The organism is Spirosoma horti, from assembly GCF_054776595.1.
This window is the reverse complement of the sequence record NZ_BAAHBQ010000006.1, coordinates 249,104-266,052: the sequence shown is the minus strand read 5'-3', so window position 1 is coordinate 266,052 and position 16,949 is coordinate 249,104. Positions and strand designations below refer to the sequence as shown.

The 16,949-nt window shown below is 50.1% G+C and carries 16 protein-coding genes; 7 read left to right on the top strand and 9 right to left on the bottom strand.

All coding sequences use genetic code 11. From position 1 onward, the window contains the following. Positions 1–6: 6 nt before the first annotated feature. The 3 genes from ACYVAM_RS19635 to ACYVAM_RS19625 are packed head-to-tail and all read right to left on the bottom strand — an operon-like array spanning position 7 to position 3,198. Positions 7–1,269, bottom strand: coding sequence for an NAD(P)/FAD-dependent oxidoreductase (locus tag ACYVAM_RS19635; RefSeq protein WP_461070118.1), 1,263 nt, complete (start codon positions 1,267–1,269; stop codon positions 7–9). Next, positions 1,266–2,270 carry a 4-hydroxyproline epimerase gene (locus ACYVAM_RS19630; RefSeq protein WP_461070116.1) on the bottom strand — a complete coding sequence of 335 codons (1,005 nt, stop codon included), beginning with the start codon at positions 2,268–2,270 and terminating at the stop codon, positions 1,266–1,268. The genes ACYVAM_RS19635 and ACYVAM_RS19630 overlap by 4 nt, the downstream gene beginning before the upstream one ends. A 16-nt stretch (positions 2,271–2,286) precedes the next feature. Further along, positions 2,287–3,198, bottom strand: coding sequence for a dihydrodipicolinate synthase family protein (locus tag ACYVAM_RS19625; protein WP_461070114.1), 912 nt, complete (start codon positions 3,196–3,198; stop codon positions 2,287–2,289). A gap of 164 nt (positions 3,199–3,362) precedes the next feature. On the opposite strand from ACYVAM_RS19625, the gene ACYVAM_RS19620 reads away from it, so the two are divergent. Continuing rightward, entirely contained in the window at positions 3,363–4,229 is an 867-nt protein-coding gene (locus tag ACYVAM_RS19620) for an AraC family transcriptional regulator (protein WP_461070112.1), read from the top strand. Positions 4,230–4,238: 9 nt separating this feature from the next. Here ACYVAM_RS19620 and ACYVAM_RS19615 read toward each other — a convergent pair whose 3' ends face one another. Continuing rightward, positions 4,239–5,267, bottom strand: coding sequence for a LacI family DNA-binding transcriptional regulator (locus tag ACYVAM_RS19615; RefSeq protein ID WP_461070110.1), 1,029 nt, complete (start codon positions 5,265–5,267; stop codon positions 4,239–4,241). A 381-nt stretch (positions 5,268–5,648) separates the two neighbouring features. Here ACYVAM_RS19615 and ACYVAM_RS19610 point away from each other — a divergent pair, with 381 nt between their 5' ends. The 3 genes from ACYVAM_RS19610 to ACYVAM_RS19600 all read left to right on the top strand — a co-directional run bounded on the left by ACYVAM_RS19610 (position 5,649) and on the right by ACYVAM_RS19600 (position 8,455). Further along, positions 5,649–6,401 (top strand): hypothetical protein, encoded by a 753-nt coding sequence (locus ACYVAM_RS19610; protein ID WP_461070108.1) that lies wholly within the window; start codon positions 5,649–5,651, stop codon positions 6,399–6,401. Positions 6,402–6,555: 154 nt separating this feature from the next. Beyond that, the gene (locus tag ACYVAM_RS19605; protein ID WP_461070106.1) at positions 6,556–7,470 is read left to right on the top strand and encodes a helix-turn-helix domain-containing protein; all 915 of its coding nucleotides are present in this window, start codon (positions 6,556–6,558) and stop codon (positions 7,468–7,470) included. A 106-nt stretch (positions 7,471–7,576) separates the two neighbouring features. After that, positions 7,577–8,455, top strand: coding sequence for an NmrA family NAD(P)-binding protein (locus tag ACYVAM_RS19600; protein ID WP_461070104.1), 879 nt, complete (start codon positions 7,577–7,579; stop codon positions 8,453–8,455). A gap of 467 nt (positions 8,456–8,922) precedes the next feature. Here ACYVAM_RS19600 and ACYVAM_RS19595 read toward each other — a convergent pair whose 3' ends face one another. From ACYVAM_RS19595 to ACYVAM_RS19575, 5 genes are all read right to left on the bottom strand, one after another. Beyond that, complete coding sequence (locus ACYVAM_RS19595; RefSeq protein ID WP_461070102.1) at positions 8,923–9,555, bottom strand: NAD(P)H-dependent oxidoreductase; 633 nt, start codon at positions 9,553–9,555, stop codon at positions 8,923–8,925. A 21-nt stretch (positions 9,556–9,576) separates the two neighbouring features. Beyond that, positions 9,577–10,281, bottom strand: a complete 705-nt coding sequence (locus tag ACYVAM_RS19590; RefSeq protein WP_461070100.1) for a DsbA family oxidoreductase — start codon at positions 10,279–10,281, stop codon at positions 9,577–9,579. Positions 10,282–10,292: 11 nt separating this feature from the next. Continuing rightward, positions 10,293–10,826 (bottom strand): YceI family protein, encoded by a 534-nt coding sequence (locus tag ACYVAM_RS19585; protein WP_461070098.1) that lies wholly within the window; start codon positions 10,824–10,826, stop codon positions 10,293–10,295. Positions 10,827–10,954: 128 nt separating this feature from the next. After that, positions 10,955–11,557 carry a TetR/AcrR family transcriptional regulator gene (locus tag ACYVAM_RS19580; RefSeq protein WP_461070096.1) on the bottom strand — a complete coding sequence of 201 codons (603 nt, stop codon included), beginning with the start codon at positions 11,555–11,557 and terminating at the stop codon, positions 10,955–10,957. 233 nt (positions 11,558–11,790) lie between these two features. Continuing rightward, positions 11,791–12,822: a helix-turn-helix transcriptional regulator gene (locus tag ACYVAM_RS19575; protein WP_461070094.1), complete on the bottom strand. Its 1,032-nt coding sequence runs from the start codon at positions 12,820–12,822 to the stop codon at positions 11,791–11,793. Between the two features lie 636 nt (positions 12,823–13,458). On the opposite strand from ACYVAM_RS19575, the gene ACYVAM_RS19570 reads away from it, so the two are divergent. The 3 genes from ACYVAM_RS19570 (at position 13,459) to ACYVAM_RS19560 (ending at position 16,943) form a co-directional block, all read left to right on the top strand. Next, positions 13,459–14,568 (top strand): slipin family protein, encoded by a 1,110-nt coding sequence (locus ACYVAM_RS19570; protein ID WP_461070092.1) that lies wholly within the window; start codon positions 13,459–13,461, stop codon positions 14,566–14,568. A gap of 192 nt (positions 14,569–14,760) precedes the next feature. Further along, complete coding sequence (locus ACYVAM_RS19565; protein WP_461070090.1) at positions 14,761–16,302, top strand: RtcB family protein; 1,542 nt, start codon at positions 14,761–14,763, stop codon at positions 16,300–16,302. Positions 16,303–16,415: 113 nt separating this feature from the next. After that, positions 16,416–16,943, top strand: a complete 528-nt coding sequence (locus tag ACYVAM_RS19560) for a transposase (protein ID WP_461070088.1) — start codon at positions 16,416–16,418, stop codon at positions 16,941–16,943. Positions 16,944–16,949: the final 6 nt, after the last annotated feature.

The window sequence follows — 16,949 nt, the reverse complement described above, 5'->3', positions numbered from 1 at the left end:
GGCAATTCAGGAAAACCGATCGGGACTAAAGGCTGTAACCTCCATACTGTCGGCGGCTCCGCTAGCGAGTTCACTCACCAGCTTGCCCGTTGCGGGGCCTAAACTCAGCCCCATCATGCCGTGCCCGGTTGCCAGAATGACATTATCGAATCGTTCCGTCCGGCCAATGTAGGGTAAGCCATCGGGTGAACAGGGGCGCAAACCCCGCCAAACCATCTCGACGTCGGGCATAGTAACCGGTACATCGGGGTAATATTGATTGATGGACTGAACAATGCCCCGCACGCGATTCATGTTCACGGTCATGTCCGTACCCGCCACCTCGAGCGTACCCGCAAAACGTAGATCGTTGCCCATTGGGGTCGCTGTAGCGCGTGCTTCGAGCATGATAGCCGGAATACGGACGTTGTTTTTTATGTTGCGAACCGCGAAACTGTAGCCTTTTCCGCCCTGCATCGATAAGTTCAGATCCAGCAATCGGGCAAGTGATGGCGACCATGCTCCCCCCGCCACAACCAGTTCGTCGATGGGGAAATCGCCCTGTGCGGTGTGTACCGACGTAATGCGCGACTGACTTTTGCCAAAGCCCGTTACGGTATGGTTTTCCAGGATAGTAACGCCCTGCTTGCGTAAATACGTGACCAGCGAACGGACCAGTTCACCGGGATTCAAATGGGCATCGCCGGGATACAGTACACCGCCCCGTACATCGACCCGCGTGTGGGGTTCCAGCTCCTGAACCTGCTGGCCGGTAAGTACCTTCGCTTCGATGCCCGCCCGATTGGCAACGCTGGCTTCTTCGGCCATTTCGTGTTCGGCCGATGCCGTTTTGTAAAGCATCAGCAGGCCCCGTTCCTGCCATTCAAAATCCAGATCGCCATTAGCCGCTAAATCCTGATATAAGGTCTTGCTCAACAGGCTGATGTCGCGCAAAACCGGAATGGAGTGCTCCACGTGTCGGGACGTCGAGTGTCGATAGAATAACCAGCCCCATCGGGCCAGCTCCAAGTCCAGCCGGGGCTTTACGTAAAATGGGCTGGTGGAGTTAAGCATCCAGCGCATGCCTTTGGCAATCATGCCCGGCTGAGCCAGCGGAATGATATGGCTGGGCACAATCATTCCGGCGTTACCAAACGAGCAACCGTCGGCAATGGTCGTCTGGTCGAACAGGGTAACGCGGTGCCCCGCTTTGTGTAGATAATAGGCGGAACTAAGCCCAATTATACCTCCGCCAACAATGCCAATCCTACTTGACGCCCGATGTGTCATATTACCTGAAATCCATACACGTATGGATCGTCTTCGTCCAGAATAAGGTGGTTGTAACCGTGAATCCGGGCCCAGCCTTCGATGCTGGGAACAATGGCTGGTTTAGACGCCAACTCCGTTTCAGCCTCGATACGACCGTTGAAAATTGACCCGATAATGCTCTCATGCACAAACGTTTCACCCGGTTTCAGGCGGCCCTGCGCGTACCACTGCGCCATACGGGCCGAGGTGCCTGTGCCGCAGGGCGAACGATCGATGGCTTTGTCGCCGTAAAAAACGGCATTACGGGCGGTTGACGTTTCCTTTAGCGGTTTGCCCGTCCACAGGATATGGCTAAGTCCATTGATGGTCAGGTTTTCGGGATGAACGAAGGTGTATTGTTCGTTTAGGCGTGTTCGCATCTCGCGCGCCCAGCCAATTAGCTGTTCGGCTTTGTAGTGCTCCAGGCCGGGGAAATTCGGTTGAGGATCGACAATGGCGTAGAAGTTTCCTCCATATGCGACGTCGACCGTTAGCGGCCCCAGTTCCGGGCAGTCGACGGGTAGTTTTTCGGCTGCAAGGTACGATTTGATGTTTGTAATCTTCACCGATGTCACTTTCTTTCCTTCCTGCTGGTACTCAGCCCGAACCAGTCCGGCGGGTACTTCCAGATTCAGAACACCGGGCGTTTTGGGCCGGATCAGGTTTTGTTCGATCGCTACGGTAACGGTGCCAATGGTGCCGTGTCCACACATGGGCAAACAGCCGGAGGTTTCGATAAACAGAACACCCGCGTCATTCGCCGGGTCGGTGGGCGGGTAGAGAATACTCCCCGACATCATGTCGTGGCCGCGTGGTTCAAACATCAGCCCCTTCCGGATCCAGTCGTACTCACGCAAAAAATGCTGCCGTTTCTCGCTCATGGTTTCCCCTTGCAGAAACGGAATGCTGCCGCCCGTAACCACCCGAACCGGGTTGCCACAGGTATGAGCGTCGATGCAGAAAAAGTGATACTCGGCCATGATTTGAACCAGTCGTCTAGGCTACGTTAATAAGTGGACGTTTGGCCATGGCCGTTTGAATAATATGTTCCACCTGAGCTCGTTCGTCACCGATGAGCGGCAGGCGGGGAGCCCGGACATACTCCGAACCAATGCCGGTGGCCTGGGCTGCCAGTTTGATATATTGCACCAGTTTTGGGTGAATGTCCAGTTCGAGTAGGGGCATAAACCAGCGGTAAATGTCCAGTGCCTCGGCCAGTTGACCGGCTTTCACCAGGTCGTAGACCGCTATCGTTTCCTGCGGGAACGCATCGACCAGACCACCCACCCAGCCATCGCAGCCCAGCAACAGGGCTTCCAGCGCCAGCGTATCGACACCACCCATCAGGTTGAACCGGTTGCCGAAAGCATTGCGCATCCGGGTAATGTTGGTCAGGTCGCGAGTCGATTCTTTGACCGCCTGAATGTTGGGTAGTTCGGCCAGCTCTTCGAACATGGCCACCGTTGTCATGATTTTGTAATCGTACGGATTATTGTAAATCATGATGGGCAGGGTCGTTTCCTCCGCGACCGATTTGAAGAACGTAACCGTTTCACGGGCATCGGCCGGGTAGCGCATCGGCGGCAGAAGCATCAGCCCGTCGGCCCCATTCGCTTCGGCTTCGCGGGCGCGGGTAATGGCCTGCTTGGTGCCTTGCTCGGCAATGTTGACCAACACCGGAACCTTGCCCTGGCAAACGGCCAGTGCTGACTGCAACAGGGTGATTTTTTCCTCATTCAGCAGGGTACTGGCTTCACCTAATGAGCCGCCAATGATAAATCCGTGTACACCCGCGTCGAGCTGGGCATGCAGGTTTTTCTCGAAGAGTGGGATATCCAGTTCATCATCGGCCGTAAATGGCGTTAAGAGTGCGGGGTAGACACCTTCCCACAGGACAGATACATTCATTGGCGTAGTTGTAATGTTAAATGCTTCGGTTAAACAGTCTGGTCGTTTGACACACTCAAAGTTCATCAATTATCGAGGTAGTCCATTGCCCATTATTCATGCATACTAATACTTATTTACCCATATTTGCCAAGTTATCACAAAAAGTAGTCAAATAGGTATTAATGAAACCGCTTCTGTTTCGGGTGCCCACGGTCGATGACCGCTCTTTTCGGATTGAACAGGATAGTGCTCCTCATTTTTATGGACATCTGCACTTTCATCCCGAAATACAACTGACCCTTATTCAGCAGGGGGAAGGTACGCTGATCGTCGGGGATAAAATAGATCGCTTTGGCCAGTACGATATGCTGTTGCTCGGCGCTAACCTGCCTCATGTCTTACTGAGCGATCCTCGTTATTACCTGCCCGGTTCGACTCAACTGGCGGCCTCGGTTACTGTTCTATTCAGGCCGGAGCATCTGGAAGCAACCCTGCTGAATCTACCAGAAACAAAACATATAAGCTTTTTGCTGCAGGAAGCCCAGCACGGCGTCCGGCTGCGCTGTGGACTAAGTAATGCACTCACCGCGCAATTGGAAAATATGCCAAAACAGCGCCCATTCGAGCAGTTGTTGGGCTTGTTAGCCTTATTGCATAACCTGGCAACAAATCCCGACCGGGAAGTTCTGTCGGCTACTGCCTATGCAAGACCCCAGCGACCCGACGATCAGCGTCGGCTGGAGCAGGTCTTCTCCTATATTCTGCAACAGTATGCCCAACCTATTTCGTTGGAAGACGTAGCGAACGTGGCCAACCTGACGCCCGGTGCTTTCTGTCGTTTCTTTCGGCAACATACGCGCAAAACGTTTTCGCAATTGCTCAATGAGGTCCGTGTTGAACATGCCTGCCGACATTTGCGCGAATCGCGGGAAAGCATTAGCCAGATTGCGTTCAATTGTGGCTACACGAACCTGTCAAATTTTAATCGCCAGTTTAAAGAAGTGGTGGGCATGGCACCCGGCGAATACATTCGGAGCTATCGCCTTTGATGCAGCCTGTCAAGCCTTTTGCCGGAGCGACGATGCCCGCACAATGAGCTGAGTGTCCATGATCCGGGTCTCTTTCTCGGCCCCCGTATCGTTGGCGTCTATTTGTTTGAGTAACAGGCGAACGGTCTCTGTGCCCATTTCCTGAATGGGCTGGCTGATGCTGCTCAATGCTGGCGAGAAGAAGGCGGATACCGGTTCATTGTTAAAACTAACGACCGCCACATCGTCGGGTACACGAAGCCCCTTTTGTTTCATGGCATAAATGGCCGGATAGGCCACCCGGTCACTAATTGTAACAACGCCATCGGGTGGTTGTGGCAGACTCATTAAGGCCAATGTTTGCATAACGGTGTTCTCCTGAGTGTAGTCGCAGTGGAACACATAGTGGTCATCGGGCTGTAAGTTGTATTTCGCCAGGGCTGCCTGATATCCCTTTATCCGTTGGTTGCTCAATAACAATCGGGCCGGGCCAGCCAGAAAGCCAATGCGCTGACAGCCATTCTCGATCAGATGCTCGGTAGCTTTAAACGCGGCAGCCTCATTGTCGACGATGACTTTTGAGACGTCGATACTTTCGGCATAACGGTCGAACAGGACAAGGGGAATATTTTTGCGAGCCAGCCGTTCGACGTGCTCATAATTATCCGTATCGCGCGACAGCGAAATGATAAACCCTTCGACCTGGCTTCGTAGTAGATTCTGAATGTTGGTAATTTCCCGGAGGTACGATTCATTGGTTTGGCAGACCAGGACGCTATAACCCGCCTGAAGAGCGGCCTCCTCGATGCTGTTGAGCATCGCCGAGAAAAAATGATAGCTCAAATTGGGCACAATCACACCAATGGTTTTTGTACGGCTTTTCGCTAGGTTCTTAGCCAACTGATTGGGTTGATAATCAAGCTCTTCGGCCAGTTTAACCACGGCATCCCGTGTTGCCGGATGAATTTCAGGTAATCCCCGTAACGCGCGCGAAACAGTCGAGATAGAGATGTTAAGCGAGCGGGCAATATCCTTGATGGTTACGGGTGTATTCTTCATAACATAAGCGGGACTCTGCGCACGTTGCCTACCGGGAATAATCGCTCTTTAGGCTGTATAGAGCAGCGAAGAGCCATGGGAATGTTTGTCAATAATAACGAAAAAAGTTTAAAGATTTTAAGCTTGTTAATCAACTGCAAGCATTGCCGCAACTGGTTGCGGCAATGCTTGCAGTTGATTAGATTTATACATGTCTTATGTGAGCAGCGCGATTAGGTGCGTCCTGGGATCGGCAAGGTCAATCCATAGAAATTTACAGCCAGGTTTAATAAGGGAATACCATCAAAAGGAAAGCACGTAACTTCGCACCAGCCCATGCCTACCAACCTGTTTAAAAAGATGTAAAGGTTCAGGCTGGCCTACCTTGCAACCGTTTTTCGAATGAACATACTCCTGCTCAAAGTAACATTAATGCCCTCGGTCATTGCGCTGGTGACGCTGGCCATCCGAAAGTGGGGAAGTAAAGCAGGTGGACTGATTGGCAGTATGCCCTGGGTGGCGGGTCCGATTTTACTATTTTTTATCCTGGAACAAGGCAAAGCATTTGGCATTTACTCGATCCAGGGATCGATGACCGGCATCCTGGCGCTGATCAGTTTTTGTGTCAGTTACTCCGCTTTTTCCCGCAAACTAACCTGGCTACCGACGCTCCTGATCTCGTACACGTTATACACGGCTACGGCTCTGATGTTCAATTATTTACAACTGAATTTGTATATAAGTTACGCCCTTGTCATAATCAGTATAATCGTGAGTCTACAGGTTTATCCGTCGCCTACCGGACCGCCAGCGAGTACCCGTCGCTTGCCCTTCGATATTCCTATCCGGATGGCCGTCGCTACGGTATTTGTCCTGGCTATCACGGCCTTAGCCAGCGTGTTGGGCCCTAACTGGAGTGGTATCCTGACCCCCTTTCCGATCATGACGACAATTCTGGCCATCTTTACCCATACACTTCAGGGGAGCAGCGCTACCATTACCACACTTCGTGGCCTTGTCATTGGTCTTTTGGGGTTTACCACCTTTCTATTTCTGCAAGTCTTTCTGCTTAACGACTTTTCGATTGCTCTCTCCTTTGGGATTGCCTTCCTGATCAACGTACTGATCAATCTGGCTGCGAGCCGGGTGTGGTAATGGCACCGGTACGAAATGATGGTTGGTGGCTGGGTATACTGGCGCTATGGGCTCGTCTTTGCCATGATTGCTCATGCAATGGCTCATGTAGTCTTGTTAACCAATGAGTTAGTGAGTAATTTGTGGTGAATTCTTTCGAGAACAGACGTCAACAATGAAAAATACACAACCCCTCCGAATCAACACGATAAGCGAGTACCATCAACTAATGGGTCTTCCAAAACCGGAGCATCCGTTAATCAGTGTCGTTAATTTTGACGCCATTAAACGCCTGCCCCCCGATGGTCCTAAGAGCCTTATCAATAACTTTTATTCCATTGTGCTCAAGCGAAATTTCACGGGTAAGATAAAATATGGTCAGCAGTCGTATGACTTTGACGAGGGCATACTGCTTTTTATGTCGCCTGGTCAGGTTTTTTCGATTGAGGTAGAGGGTGATTTAAAACACACGGGCTGGATGTTGCTTATTCATCCCGATTATTTATGGAATACGCCTTTAGCCAAAGCTATAAAGCAATATGATTATTTTAGCTACGCGGTGCATGAAGCCCTGCATCTATCCGAGAAAGAAGAAGCCATGCTCACAGGGATCATGCAACATATCGGGCAGGAGTATCACTCGCCTATTGATAAATTCAGCCAGAACGTAATCATTGCCCAGCTTGATTTACTGCTGACCTATGCTGATCGGTTCTATCATCGCCAGTTCATCACCCGAAAAATTACGAATCATCAGCTTCTTACCCGTCTGGAAGCTATTCTTGACGAATATTTTGATAGCAGCCGCCTGACAGATAAGGGGTTGCCAACGGTTCAATACATTGCCGAAGCCCTGAATGTATCGCCCAATTACCTCAGTGTACTCCTGAACGTATTGACCGGTCAAAGTACGCAGCAGCATATACACGATAAACTGATCGAAAAAGCGAAGGAGAAGTTGTCTACAACAACGTTATCGGTTAGTGAAATTGCCTATGAATTAGGCTTTGAGCATTCGCAGTCGTTCAGTAAATTATTCAAAAACAAGACCAATCTCTCACCATTAGACTTCCGGCATTCGTTCAATTAAACGGGCCCGACGATTCGTAAAGAAACGGCTACAACAATCGATGATTAAGCTACAACCCTGACTATCGGGGTGCCGACCTTTGTCTTGTAAACCAAAACAAAGTGTTATGAAAGTCGTAGTGACAGGTTCGTTAGGGCATATCGGCCATCCACTGGCAACGGAGTTAGTTCAAAAAGGCCATACTGTTACCGTGATCAGCAGCAAGCCGGAAAAGCAGTCGGCCATTGACGCACTAGGTGCCATTGCCGCCATTGGCTCACTGGACGATGTTGATTTTATGGCCGCTACATTTACCGGTGCCGATGCTGTATTTGCCATGGTGCCGCCAGGTTATGCTGAACCCGATCAGTTGGCCTATTACCGGAGAATTGTCGGTAATTACATACAGGCCATCCAGCAATCGGGTATAAAGCGGGTAGTCTATCTCAGCAGCTACGGTGCACACCTGGACAAGGGTACCGGATTGATCCTGGGTTCGCATTATACGGAAGGTATGTTGAATGAATTACCAGACGTGACCATTACGCATTTGCGTCCCGGTTACTTCTATTACAATTTGTACAACTTCGTTCCGATGATCAAGGAGCAGGGTTTTATTGGCACCAATTATGGGGGTGATGATCGGCTGGTGATGGTTTCTCCGGTCGATATTGCCGCTGTTGCTGCCGAAGAACTAGAAACGCCCTCTACAGGAATTAACGTGCGCTACATCGCCAGCGATGACCTTGTTGCCAGTGACGTAGCCCATATCATAGGCGCTGCCATTGGCAAGCCTGACCTGAAATGGGTCGTTTTTAGTGACGAACAAGTGAAAGACGCGATGACAGAGGCAGGCATGCCACCCTCCTATGTGGCTGGTTTTATCGAACTGGGCGCTAGCATTCACAGTGGTGCCTTGCGGGAGGATTATGACCTGCACCAGCCAGCCGTAATGGGCAAGGTAAAGCTGGCTGATTTTGCCAAAGAGTTTGCGGCTTCTTTTTAAGAACACGGGTCTTTCTCTTAGCAGGCTGCCTTTTTTGGGCAGCCTCTCTCTTCGTTCGTAAAGGTTCGGGTAGAGGAGGATGAAAAATAGCTTCTGACGAATATGGTTCGCAAATAGCCCCGGCGAACGTTTCTAAAGTCATCTGCTTTGGTTGGACTGGTTCCCAAGTTCGGGCCAGATTCAACACGTACCGATTCGTTGCCAGTTGATTGAGGCAAAGATACCGGCCTTATTTTCTGTTTCAGGGCGATTCGATTACAGATAGAAACCGGGCCGCTCCACCGACCCAAACCATATTATGGGGCATGGCTATGCATACTCGATAGCCAGCCTTTCAATTGACTAGTTGGCGTGTAGTCCGCTTCTGTCTCCTTGGTCCGTGTCCTCACGGACCGAGGAGACAGAAGAAAACCCGGCATCACCTCTTAAAGAAGTGACGCCGGGTTTGATCGTCAGGATAGCGAAAACTACGCCAGCTCAATAAAAAATTCTTCTTTGGCGCGACGAACTTTCGGCGCTTTTGCCAGAAAATCTTTTTCTTCATCACGATAGCCGAGGGCTACCAGGGCCACGCTCCGTAAGCCTTTGGCTGGTAGATCCAGTAATTCGTCGAGGGCTGCGGCATTGAAGCCTTCTATGGGTGTGGCATCAACGTGTTCGGTAGCGGCCGCAATCAGGGCTGATCCTAAACCGATATAGGCCTGGCGGGAGGCCCATACTGCCTGATCTTCTGGCGTTTTGGATAAGAGACCAGCTTTTATCGAATCGGCAAAGGGAGTCAGCGAGTCAACAGGAACGTTCCGGGTATCGGCAATTAGGTTGATGTAGGTATCAATTTGGGACGCTTCCAGGCTTGCCCAGTGCGCGAAAACCAGCAAATGGGAGCCTTCCACGATTTGTGGTTGTGGACAGGCTTTTTCGTGGATTTTCCCCTTCAATTCATGATTGTCGATCACAATAACGTTGTAGGGTTGCAGGCCCACCGACGAGGCCGATAAACGGATAGCTTCCAGAATTGTGTCAACTTTTTGGGCTGGCACTTTCTGCCCGTTCATTTTTTTGGCAGCATACCGCCAGTTCATTGCTTCAAGTAATTCCATTGTATAGGTTGTATTTATACGTTAACAGACTTCACCAGGCGTGCAGGTTGGTCCTTCGGCAGGTAACTCGGTGAGGGTCGGTCGGGATTTTTCCCATTCGGCCCAGGCGGTGTCGAGGGCACTTAAAAATGTTTCGGGCTGCTGGGCTCCCGAAACGGCATACCGACGATTCAGGACAAAGAAGGGAACGCCCCGGGCACCTACCTGCTGCGCTTCGTACACATCCTGATTGACGGCTTCGGCAAACTGATTGCTACTCAGGAGTTGCTCAATCGCCAGCTTATCCAGACCAATCTCCGTACCCAGTTCGAGTAGTGTTGCATGGTCAGACGTGTCTCGGCCTTCCGTGAAGTACGCTTTAAACAGCCGTTCTTCGGCGGCATCGCCCAAACCCTGCTGTTTGGCCAATTGAATGAGCCGATGCGCATCCCACGAGTTGGCGACAACGGCTTTGTCGAAGTCATACGCCAAACCGACTTCGCTGGCCATTGCCGTGACGCGGTCGTTCATTTGTTTCGCTTCGGCCAGGCTCCATCCCTTCACTTCGGCCAGATACTGATTGATATTTTTGCCGGGCTCGGTTTTCATGTCCGGGTTAAGCTGGAAGCTCTTCCAGACAATATTTATCTGATCTTTATGCGTAAACTGGCTAAGGGCGTGCTCGAACTTTCGCTTACCGATGTAGCAAAAAGGGCACATGATGTCACTCCAGATTTCAACGTCCATTGGTTTACTGATTAAGCAGCTTTGGCCAGCTGAATGTTAGCTGATAGTTTGATGTCTTCACCAAGGGCTAGGCCGCCCGTTTCTGTTAAGGCGTTGTAGGTCAGGCCAAATTCCTTACGATTTACTTTGCCCGTAACTTCGAAACCAAATTTTTGATTGCCATAGGCATCTTTGGCTGTGCCGCCGTACTCGGCTTTCAGGGTTACTGGTTTCGTAATGCCTTTAATGGTCAGGTCGCCGGTCATGGCATATTCATCGTCGTCAACTTTTTTAAAGGAAGTCGATTTGAAAACGATCTTTGGATAGGTTGCCGCGTCGAAGAAGTCGGCTGCTTTCAGGTGTGTGTCGCGCATTTCCTGATTGGTGTCAACGCTGTCGACGTCCAGGGAGAAATGCACTTCGGCATTGTCAAAATCATCGTGTTCCGTGGTGGCCCCCCCTTCAAAATTCCGGAACGTGCCGGTTACCGTTGAGATGACCAGGTGTTTTACTTTGAATTGGATTTCGGAGTGCATCGGATCAACGACCCATTTTGTAGTTTCCATAATTGTAGGTACTGGTTTGACTGGTTATCGATTTTGTTAAGTTTTTGTAATCGGGTCTCGTGTTGAATGGTGTGGGGTTATCTATTGGCGATATAAAAGCTAACACTGTTAGTAGATAGGCAAAAAAATTAGCCGTTCAGTGATTTAATGTATCCGTCAACGGCATCTTTCAGTACCAGTTGGCTCCAGGGGTTTTCATTAGGCTGTTGGTCAATGAGTTGGATGGACACCAGGCCATGTAGAATAGACCAGTATGTATGGAATTTTAGAAACGCATCAACCTCTGGTTGCTGACTTTTATCGATCGCTTTCTGGATAACATTAATGAGTACAGCTGAAAATTGCTTTATTTCGGCCACCTGATTCACCTGTTCGCAGCGGGGGATACCCAGCCCAAACATAACCTGGTAGTATTCTTTGTGGGCAAAAGCGAAATTCCAATACCCTTGAGCAATAGCTACCAGTTGCTGACTGGGATCAGGTTGGCTATCCCGCTGCTGGATAATGACTTCTGTCAATAACCGAAAGCCTTCTCTGGTAAATTCCTGCAGAATCGCGTCCTTATTTTCAAAATGCGTGTAAATGACAGGAACGCTATATTCAATGGCGTCGGCGATTTTACGGATAGAAAGCGCCTGCCAGCCTTCTTCCAGAACGAGCTGCCAGGCCGCCTGCAAGATGCTGGTTTTAACTTCTACTTTTTGCCGTAAACGACGTTCCAGAATTCCCATTTGGGTAGTGTTATGCTTTATAACAGTGTTAACTATTCTAAGGGTTGTAAAAGTTTCCAGGCGTCTATATTATTCTGTTAACTTATTTGAATAGTGGCCATTTTCCTGGAAATGGCCGTTTTAATGATTTGAGTTAAATAAGCACTTATTTAACTCAAATCATTAAAACGGTTTAGGATCACCTTTTTTGCTAGTTACGGGGATTTAGGGGTAAAGCAAACGGACAAATAATCCTAAACAACTTCAGTAATAATTGATGTGTAAGCGGCTAAACCGGCCTCTAATCGTTTCTGAATAGTGTAGCGAAGTCGTTCGGGTTCGAGAACGCGCATCCCGTCGCCAAACCCCAGAATTTCTTTTTCCAGCTCGAAGTTATGCTGCACTGTGAGTTGAATAACAATACCGTCATCTGTCCGTTCCACCACTTGCTGCGACGCGTGAAGCGGCTTTGTTTCGACATAGGGCGCATGCAAACGACTAACAAAAAGTTTTGCTTTGATCGGTCGCAGGGTTAGACTCACGGTGACGCCGATGACATCCCGATAAAATACTTCCGGGTCATAATTCTGATTGGGCAGGTACGTTATGTCGGGCGCAACAGCTATCGTGCTTATACGATCCAGCGCCAGATTCATGGGGTAGCCCTTCCCATCGCGAATGCCAACGACAAACCATCGATTTTTGAATTCTTTCAGCCACCACGCATGAAACGGGAACGTTTGTGGAAGCCGGGCCGAGAATGACTGGTACTGAATCCGGAGCGCCCGGTTATGAATAATGGCCTGGTACAGATCGTCGAGAAAATGAAGCCCTTTCAGGCTCTCATTTTTCTCGAAATCAATGACTGAGACCGACTTGCGGGCTGTCGAATACACATGATCTTCCAGTTTTTGAACAACTTCATTCAGCGCCGTAAAATGGGAAAACCCCTTGAATTGCCGGAGTACGTCAACGGCTTCATTCATTCGCGACAGATCGCCATCCGACAGGGGAATATTGGTGATGCTATAGTCTGGGTCTTCGTAGGTATAATATTTTTTGTCGACTACCAGAATGGGAGCGAAGTACCCCAGCTTGTCACTTCGCATGAGCTGAAGGTCGGCCTGAATGGTGCGTCGACTGATGCCTTTATCGATGCCCTCGTATTCATACAGCGATTCGGATACTTTTTCGATCAGGTCGTCGAGTGTCCATTTGCGTTGCCTGTTGCGCAGACAGGCATCAATGGTTTTGTAGCGAATGAGTGCATTCCGGTTAGCAGGCATGGATAGAATTCATGAAGGAAGTGTGATTTTTTGGAAAAATGAGAAAAAAATTTGTACTACGCAAAAACACTGCGTAGTAGGGCCAAACCTTTGTCGTGACGGAAGCAAACATAGCCGAACCGGATGCGGGTTTCTGAATAGCCCCCTAGTATCGCGGCCACTGGCTGGTTTGATATGCTGTTGGTTATGCGTTGGTTCTGTCTCCAAAATGCGGGTTCGAATCCTGCTATCAACCTGTCACGTTGATCCGTTGGATGGAAGAAGACGAGCACTTCTAAAAAGCTCTCCTGAAAGAAGATCGGTTAGAAGCTATCCGGTTCCGTTCGGGCTCGCCCGGATGAAACAGTTTAGCGAGAGCCAGCAGGCAGGCTCCGCGTGTGTGGGGTGTACGTTGTGTCTCGAACGTTTTCCGGGTTGCTGGTTGAAAAGACAAATGCGTTTGCGGATGTCTTCAGAAATACCCGCCCGAATCCTATCTAAGACCGGCGTGCCAAAACATTCGCTTACCTGCTTCCGCTTGAGCTAGATGGGGCGCTTCTGACTGGTTTTTAAACGTAGTCGTCGGCATTGTATATACGGTTGCCGATGAATCTACCTGAAATCTACCGTATGCCATAAATTATACACACAACTAGCATGAAAACTGTACGCATTCAGGCCCTTCAAATCGGGTTATTGTTCAAAAATGGCGGGTATCAAAAAATGCTTTCGGCAGGAAACCACTGGCTCTGGTCGAATGAAACTGTGCATGTCTACAACCAGGGCGAATGGCTACAGAACCCACCCTGCGATCTGTCCGTTTTGCTCGCCTATCCGGAGGTAGCCGCGGCACTGGACGTGGTTGAGGTCAAAGACAACGAAATTGTATTACAGTATGTCGATGGGCTTTTTCAGGCCATTCTGCGCAAAGGACGCTGGGCGTACTGGAAGGGCGTAAAGCAGTACCAATACATAAAAGCGGACATGAGCCAGCTTGAGATTCCGACGGAGATTGATCTGAGTTCGCTGATGCCTCAGCCGTTGTCAGCGTATGTGCGGACGTATACGGTCGAAGCGCACGAGCAGGGCGTGTTGTTCATCGACTGGAAATTTGACCGGATCCTGTCGGCCGGAACGTATATGTGGTGGAAAAACAACACGCCGATTCATGTCCTGAAAGCCGACATGCGCCAGCAGCAAATTGAGGTTTCGGGGCAGGAGATTCTGACGAAGGACAAAGCTTCTCTGCGATTGAGCTTTTACATGCAGTTTCAGGTGCGGGATGTTATTAAGGCGCTGGTTGACAACAAGGAGTTTGACAAACAACTCTATGTATCGATACAGTTGGCCCTTCGCGAATACATTGGTGGACTAACGCTCGATGAACTGCTGGACCGGAAGGGCGAATTAGCTCCTTTTGTGATCAACGCAACGGCGGAAAAGGCGATTGCCCTGGGTGTTGAGCTTCGCAACGGTGGCGTGCGGGACATCATCCTGCCGGGCGACATGCGTGACATCATGAACCAGGTGCTGATGGCGGAAAAGAAAGCACAGGCCAACAGCATCATGCGTCGCGAGGAAACGGCATCGACCCGCAGTTTACTGAACACCGCCAAGCTGATGGACGATAACGAAATGCTCTGGAAGCTGAAAGAGATGGAATACGTGGAGAAAATTGCGGACAAAATCAGTTCGATCTCCATGTCCAGCGATGGCTCGATGGTCGATCAGTTGAAACAGCTTTTCGTTCGTGGCCGATCGCAGTGAGAATAGTAGCAGGAAACCAAACAGTTCGTGCGGGTAGGTTCTCAAACCTGCCCAGTGAGGTTTCTTAAAACCGAACCATCTGAATCATCCGGTGTTAAGAAACCTCACGAAGTCAGATTTAAGAATCTACTTCACATGTAATGTAAGGCAGTGTTAGTCAATAAATTAAGCTAATTAATAAACGCCAGATAAATGGACTCGATCGTTTCACTTGACGATATTTTATCATTGGGGCCAATTCCCGATCACTTACAGCCTGCTTTTCTGAGGGTAGCAAACGGTCTCGTCCAGCGGGCCGAATACCCCCAGGAAAAGGCGCTGGGGTTGTTGGCACAGATGCTTCAGAATCCAAAAAAGTTTGCCTTTTCCAAAAATAAAGTTACCAACCTGGCCCGCTCTATTTATGACCTGAATAAGCAGGGAATTGCTGTCCCGCTCAGCGAAATGGGTGTGACCTTCCTGCCACGCGAGGTAGCTCCACCTGTATTAGTGAGCCATGAAAAACAACCGGAGAATACCTTCGGGCTGCGTGCTGAACCATTGCCCTATGCGGTGTTTGGCCGGGAGCAAATTGAAGAAGGAGCGCTGACGCAGATGCAAACGGCGGCCAGCTTACCCATTTCGGTGGCCGGTGCGCTCATGCCTGATGCCCACCAGGGATATGGTCTTCCTATTGGCGGTGTGTTGGCTACCGATGAGCATACGGTAATTCCGTATGCTGTTGGCGTCGATATTGCCTGCCGCATGTGCCTGTCCGTCTTTGATTTGCCGCCTGCTTTTTTGACTCGGGAACCGCATCTGCTCAAAAAGTCGCTGGTGGAGGAGACCAAGTTTGGGATTGGGGGCGAAACCCGGAATAAAATCGACGAGAGCGTTATGGATTTGCCCGAATGGCAGGCGACCAAAGTGATTCGTGATCTGAAAGACAAAGCCTACCGCCAACTGGGAAGCTCGGGAACGGGGAATCACTTTGTGGAGTGGGGCATTGTTGCGATTCAGGAGACAGAAAATCCAGCCGGGCCGTCGGTCCTGAACCTGCCACCGGGCGAATACCTCGCGTTGTTATCGCACTCGGGCTCGCGCGGATTTGGTGCCGCCATAGCCAACACGTATTCAAAGCTGGCCATGCAGAAAACCAGACTGCCCAAACAGGCTGCTCATCTGGCGTGGCTCGACCTGAACACCGAAGAAGGGCAGGCCTATTGGATCGGTATGAGTCTGGCCGGTGACTATGCCTCGGCCAATCACCACGAAATCCATAACAAACTAGCCAGAGCCATTCGACAAAAGCCGCTTGTGATGGTTGAAAACCACCATAATTTTGCCTGGAAAGAGCAACTAGCTGACGGGCGCCAGGTAATCGTTCATCGCAAAGGCGCCACACCCGCCGGGGCGGGTGTATTGGGCATTATTCCGGGTTCGATGACTCAACCCGGTTTCGTGGTGCAGGGGCGGGGTAATGCCGAATCCATCAACTCGGCATCGCACGGGGCCGGTCGGCTCATGTCCAGGAGCCAGGCGTTCAATACGCTGACTCGCTCTCAGTGGAACAAAGCCCTGCAAGAAGCGGGCATTCAGCTCATTGGGGGTGATCTGGACGAAGCGCCGATGGTGTATAAAAACATAGATACTGTCATCGACGCGCAACAGGATCTGGTATCTGTGCTGGCTACCTTCACGCCCAAAATTGTTCGGATGGCCGATGCCAATCGGAAAGAAGGACGGGAGGATTAGTAGGCTGTCCTTCATGACCTTGTATGGGCATTTCCGTCTAATGGCTGACGCAGCGTATTGTAGAGACGCAAGTATGCCGCACCGGCGGACCGGTCTCTACAATACGCTGGGCGATGATGGAAAATGTATACCAGAACAAATATCGAATAAACGCTGCCCGCCTGGCAGAATACGATTATGGGTCGAATGGGATGTATTTTGTAACAATCTGTACCCTTAATAAATATCCATTTTTTGGGAATATCGAATTGAATCCTGCCTCTTTGTGCCCATCAGCTGTCGGACAGATTGCCATTGATTGCTGGTCGTCTATACCGACTTATTTCCCATTTATTGAGCTGGACGTGTTTCAAGTGATGCCTAATCACTTACACGGTATTCTGGCGATTGGCAAACCAGAAACAGAACAGGTTTGCTGGCAACCTAACCAGTTTGGACCACAACAACAAAATCTGGCGGCAGTCATACGAGGCTTTAAAGCGGGCGTAACAAAACAGGCAAAGCTGAATCAGATTGAATTCGGCTGGCAGCCTCGGTATTATGATCGCGTGGTTCGAAATCAAGATGAATTGGATCGTATCCGTATGTATATCGAAGATAATCCAGCCAAATGGGCAGCCGAGCGTAATGACCCAATGTAGAGACGC

Bases quoted from the DNA above. Each gene is read 5' to 3' on its own strand.
- ACYVAM_RS19590 (WP_461070100.1), bottom strand. From the start codon at position 10,281: ATGGACGTTGAAATCTGGAGTGACATCATGTGCCCTTTTTGCTACATC.
- ACYVAM_RS19605 (WP_461070106.1), top strand. From the start codon at position 6,556: ATGAAAAATACACAACCCCTCCGAATCAACACGATAAGCGAGTACCAT.
- ACYVAM_RS19615 (WP_461070110.1), bottom strand. From the start codon at position 5,267: ATGAAGAATACACCCGTAACCATCAAGGATATTGCCCGCTCGCTTAAC.
- ACYVAM_RS19575 (WP_461070094.1), bottom strand. From the start codon at position 12,822: ATGCCTGCTAACCGGAATGCACTCATTCGCTACAAAACCATTGATGCC.
- ACYVAM_RS19570 (WP_461070092.1), top strand. From the start codon at position 13,459: ATGAAAACTGTACGCATTCAGGCCCTTCAAATCGGGTTATTGTTCAAA.
- ACYVAM_RS19600 (WP_461070104.1), top strand. From the start codon at position 7,577: ATGAAAGTCGTAGTGACAGGTTCGTTAGGGCATATCGGCCATCCACTG.
- ACYVAM_RS19610 (WP_461070108.1), top strand. From the start codon at position 5,649: ATGAACATACTCCTGCTCAAAGTAACATTAATGCCCTCGGTCATTGCG.
- ACYVAM_RS19630 (WP_461070116.1), bottom strand. From the start codon at position 2,270: ATGGCCGAGTATCACTTTTTCTGCATCGACGCTCATACCTGTGGCAAC.
- ACYVAM_RS19625 (WP_461070114.1), bottom strand. From the start codon at position 3,198: ATGAATGTATCTGTCCTGTGGGAAGGTGTCTACCCCGCACTCTTAACG.
- ACYVAM_RS19560 (WP_461070088.1), top strand. From the start codon at position 16,416: ATGATGGAAAATGTATACCAGAACAAATATCGAATAAACGCTGCCCGC.
- ACYVAM_RS19580 (WP_461070096.1), bottom strand. From the start codon at position 11,557: ATGGGAATTCTGGAACGTCGTTTACGGCAAAAAGTAGAAGTTAAAACC.
- ACYVAM_RS19565 (WP_461070090.1), top strand. From the start codon at position 14,761: ATGGACTCGATCGTTTCACTTGACGATATTTTATCATTGGGGCCAATT.
- ACYVAM_RS19595 (WP_461070102.1), bottom strand. From the start codon at position 9,555: ATGGAATTACTTGAAGCAATGAACTGGCGGTATGCTGCCAAAAAAATG.
- ACYVAM_RS19635 (WP_461070118.1), bottom strand. From the start codon at position 1,269: ATGACACATCGGGCGTCAAGTAGGATTGGCATTGTTGGCGGAGGTATA.
- ACYVAM_RS19585 (WP_461070098.1), bottom strand. From the start codon at position 10,826: ATGGAAACTACAAAATGGGTCGTTGATCCGATGCACTCCGAAATCCAA.
- ACYVAM_RS19620 (WP_461070112.1), top strand. From the start codon at position 3,363: ATGAAACCGCTTCTGTTTCGGGTGCCCACGGTCGATGACCGCTCTTTT.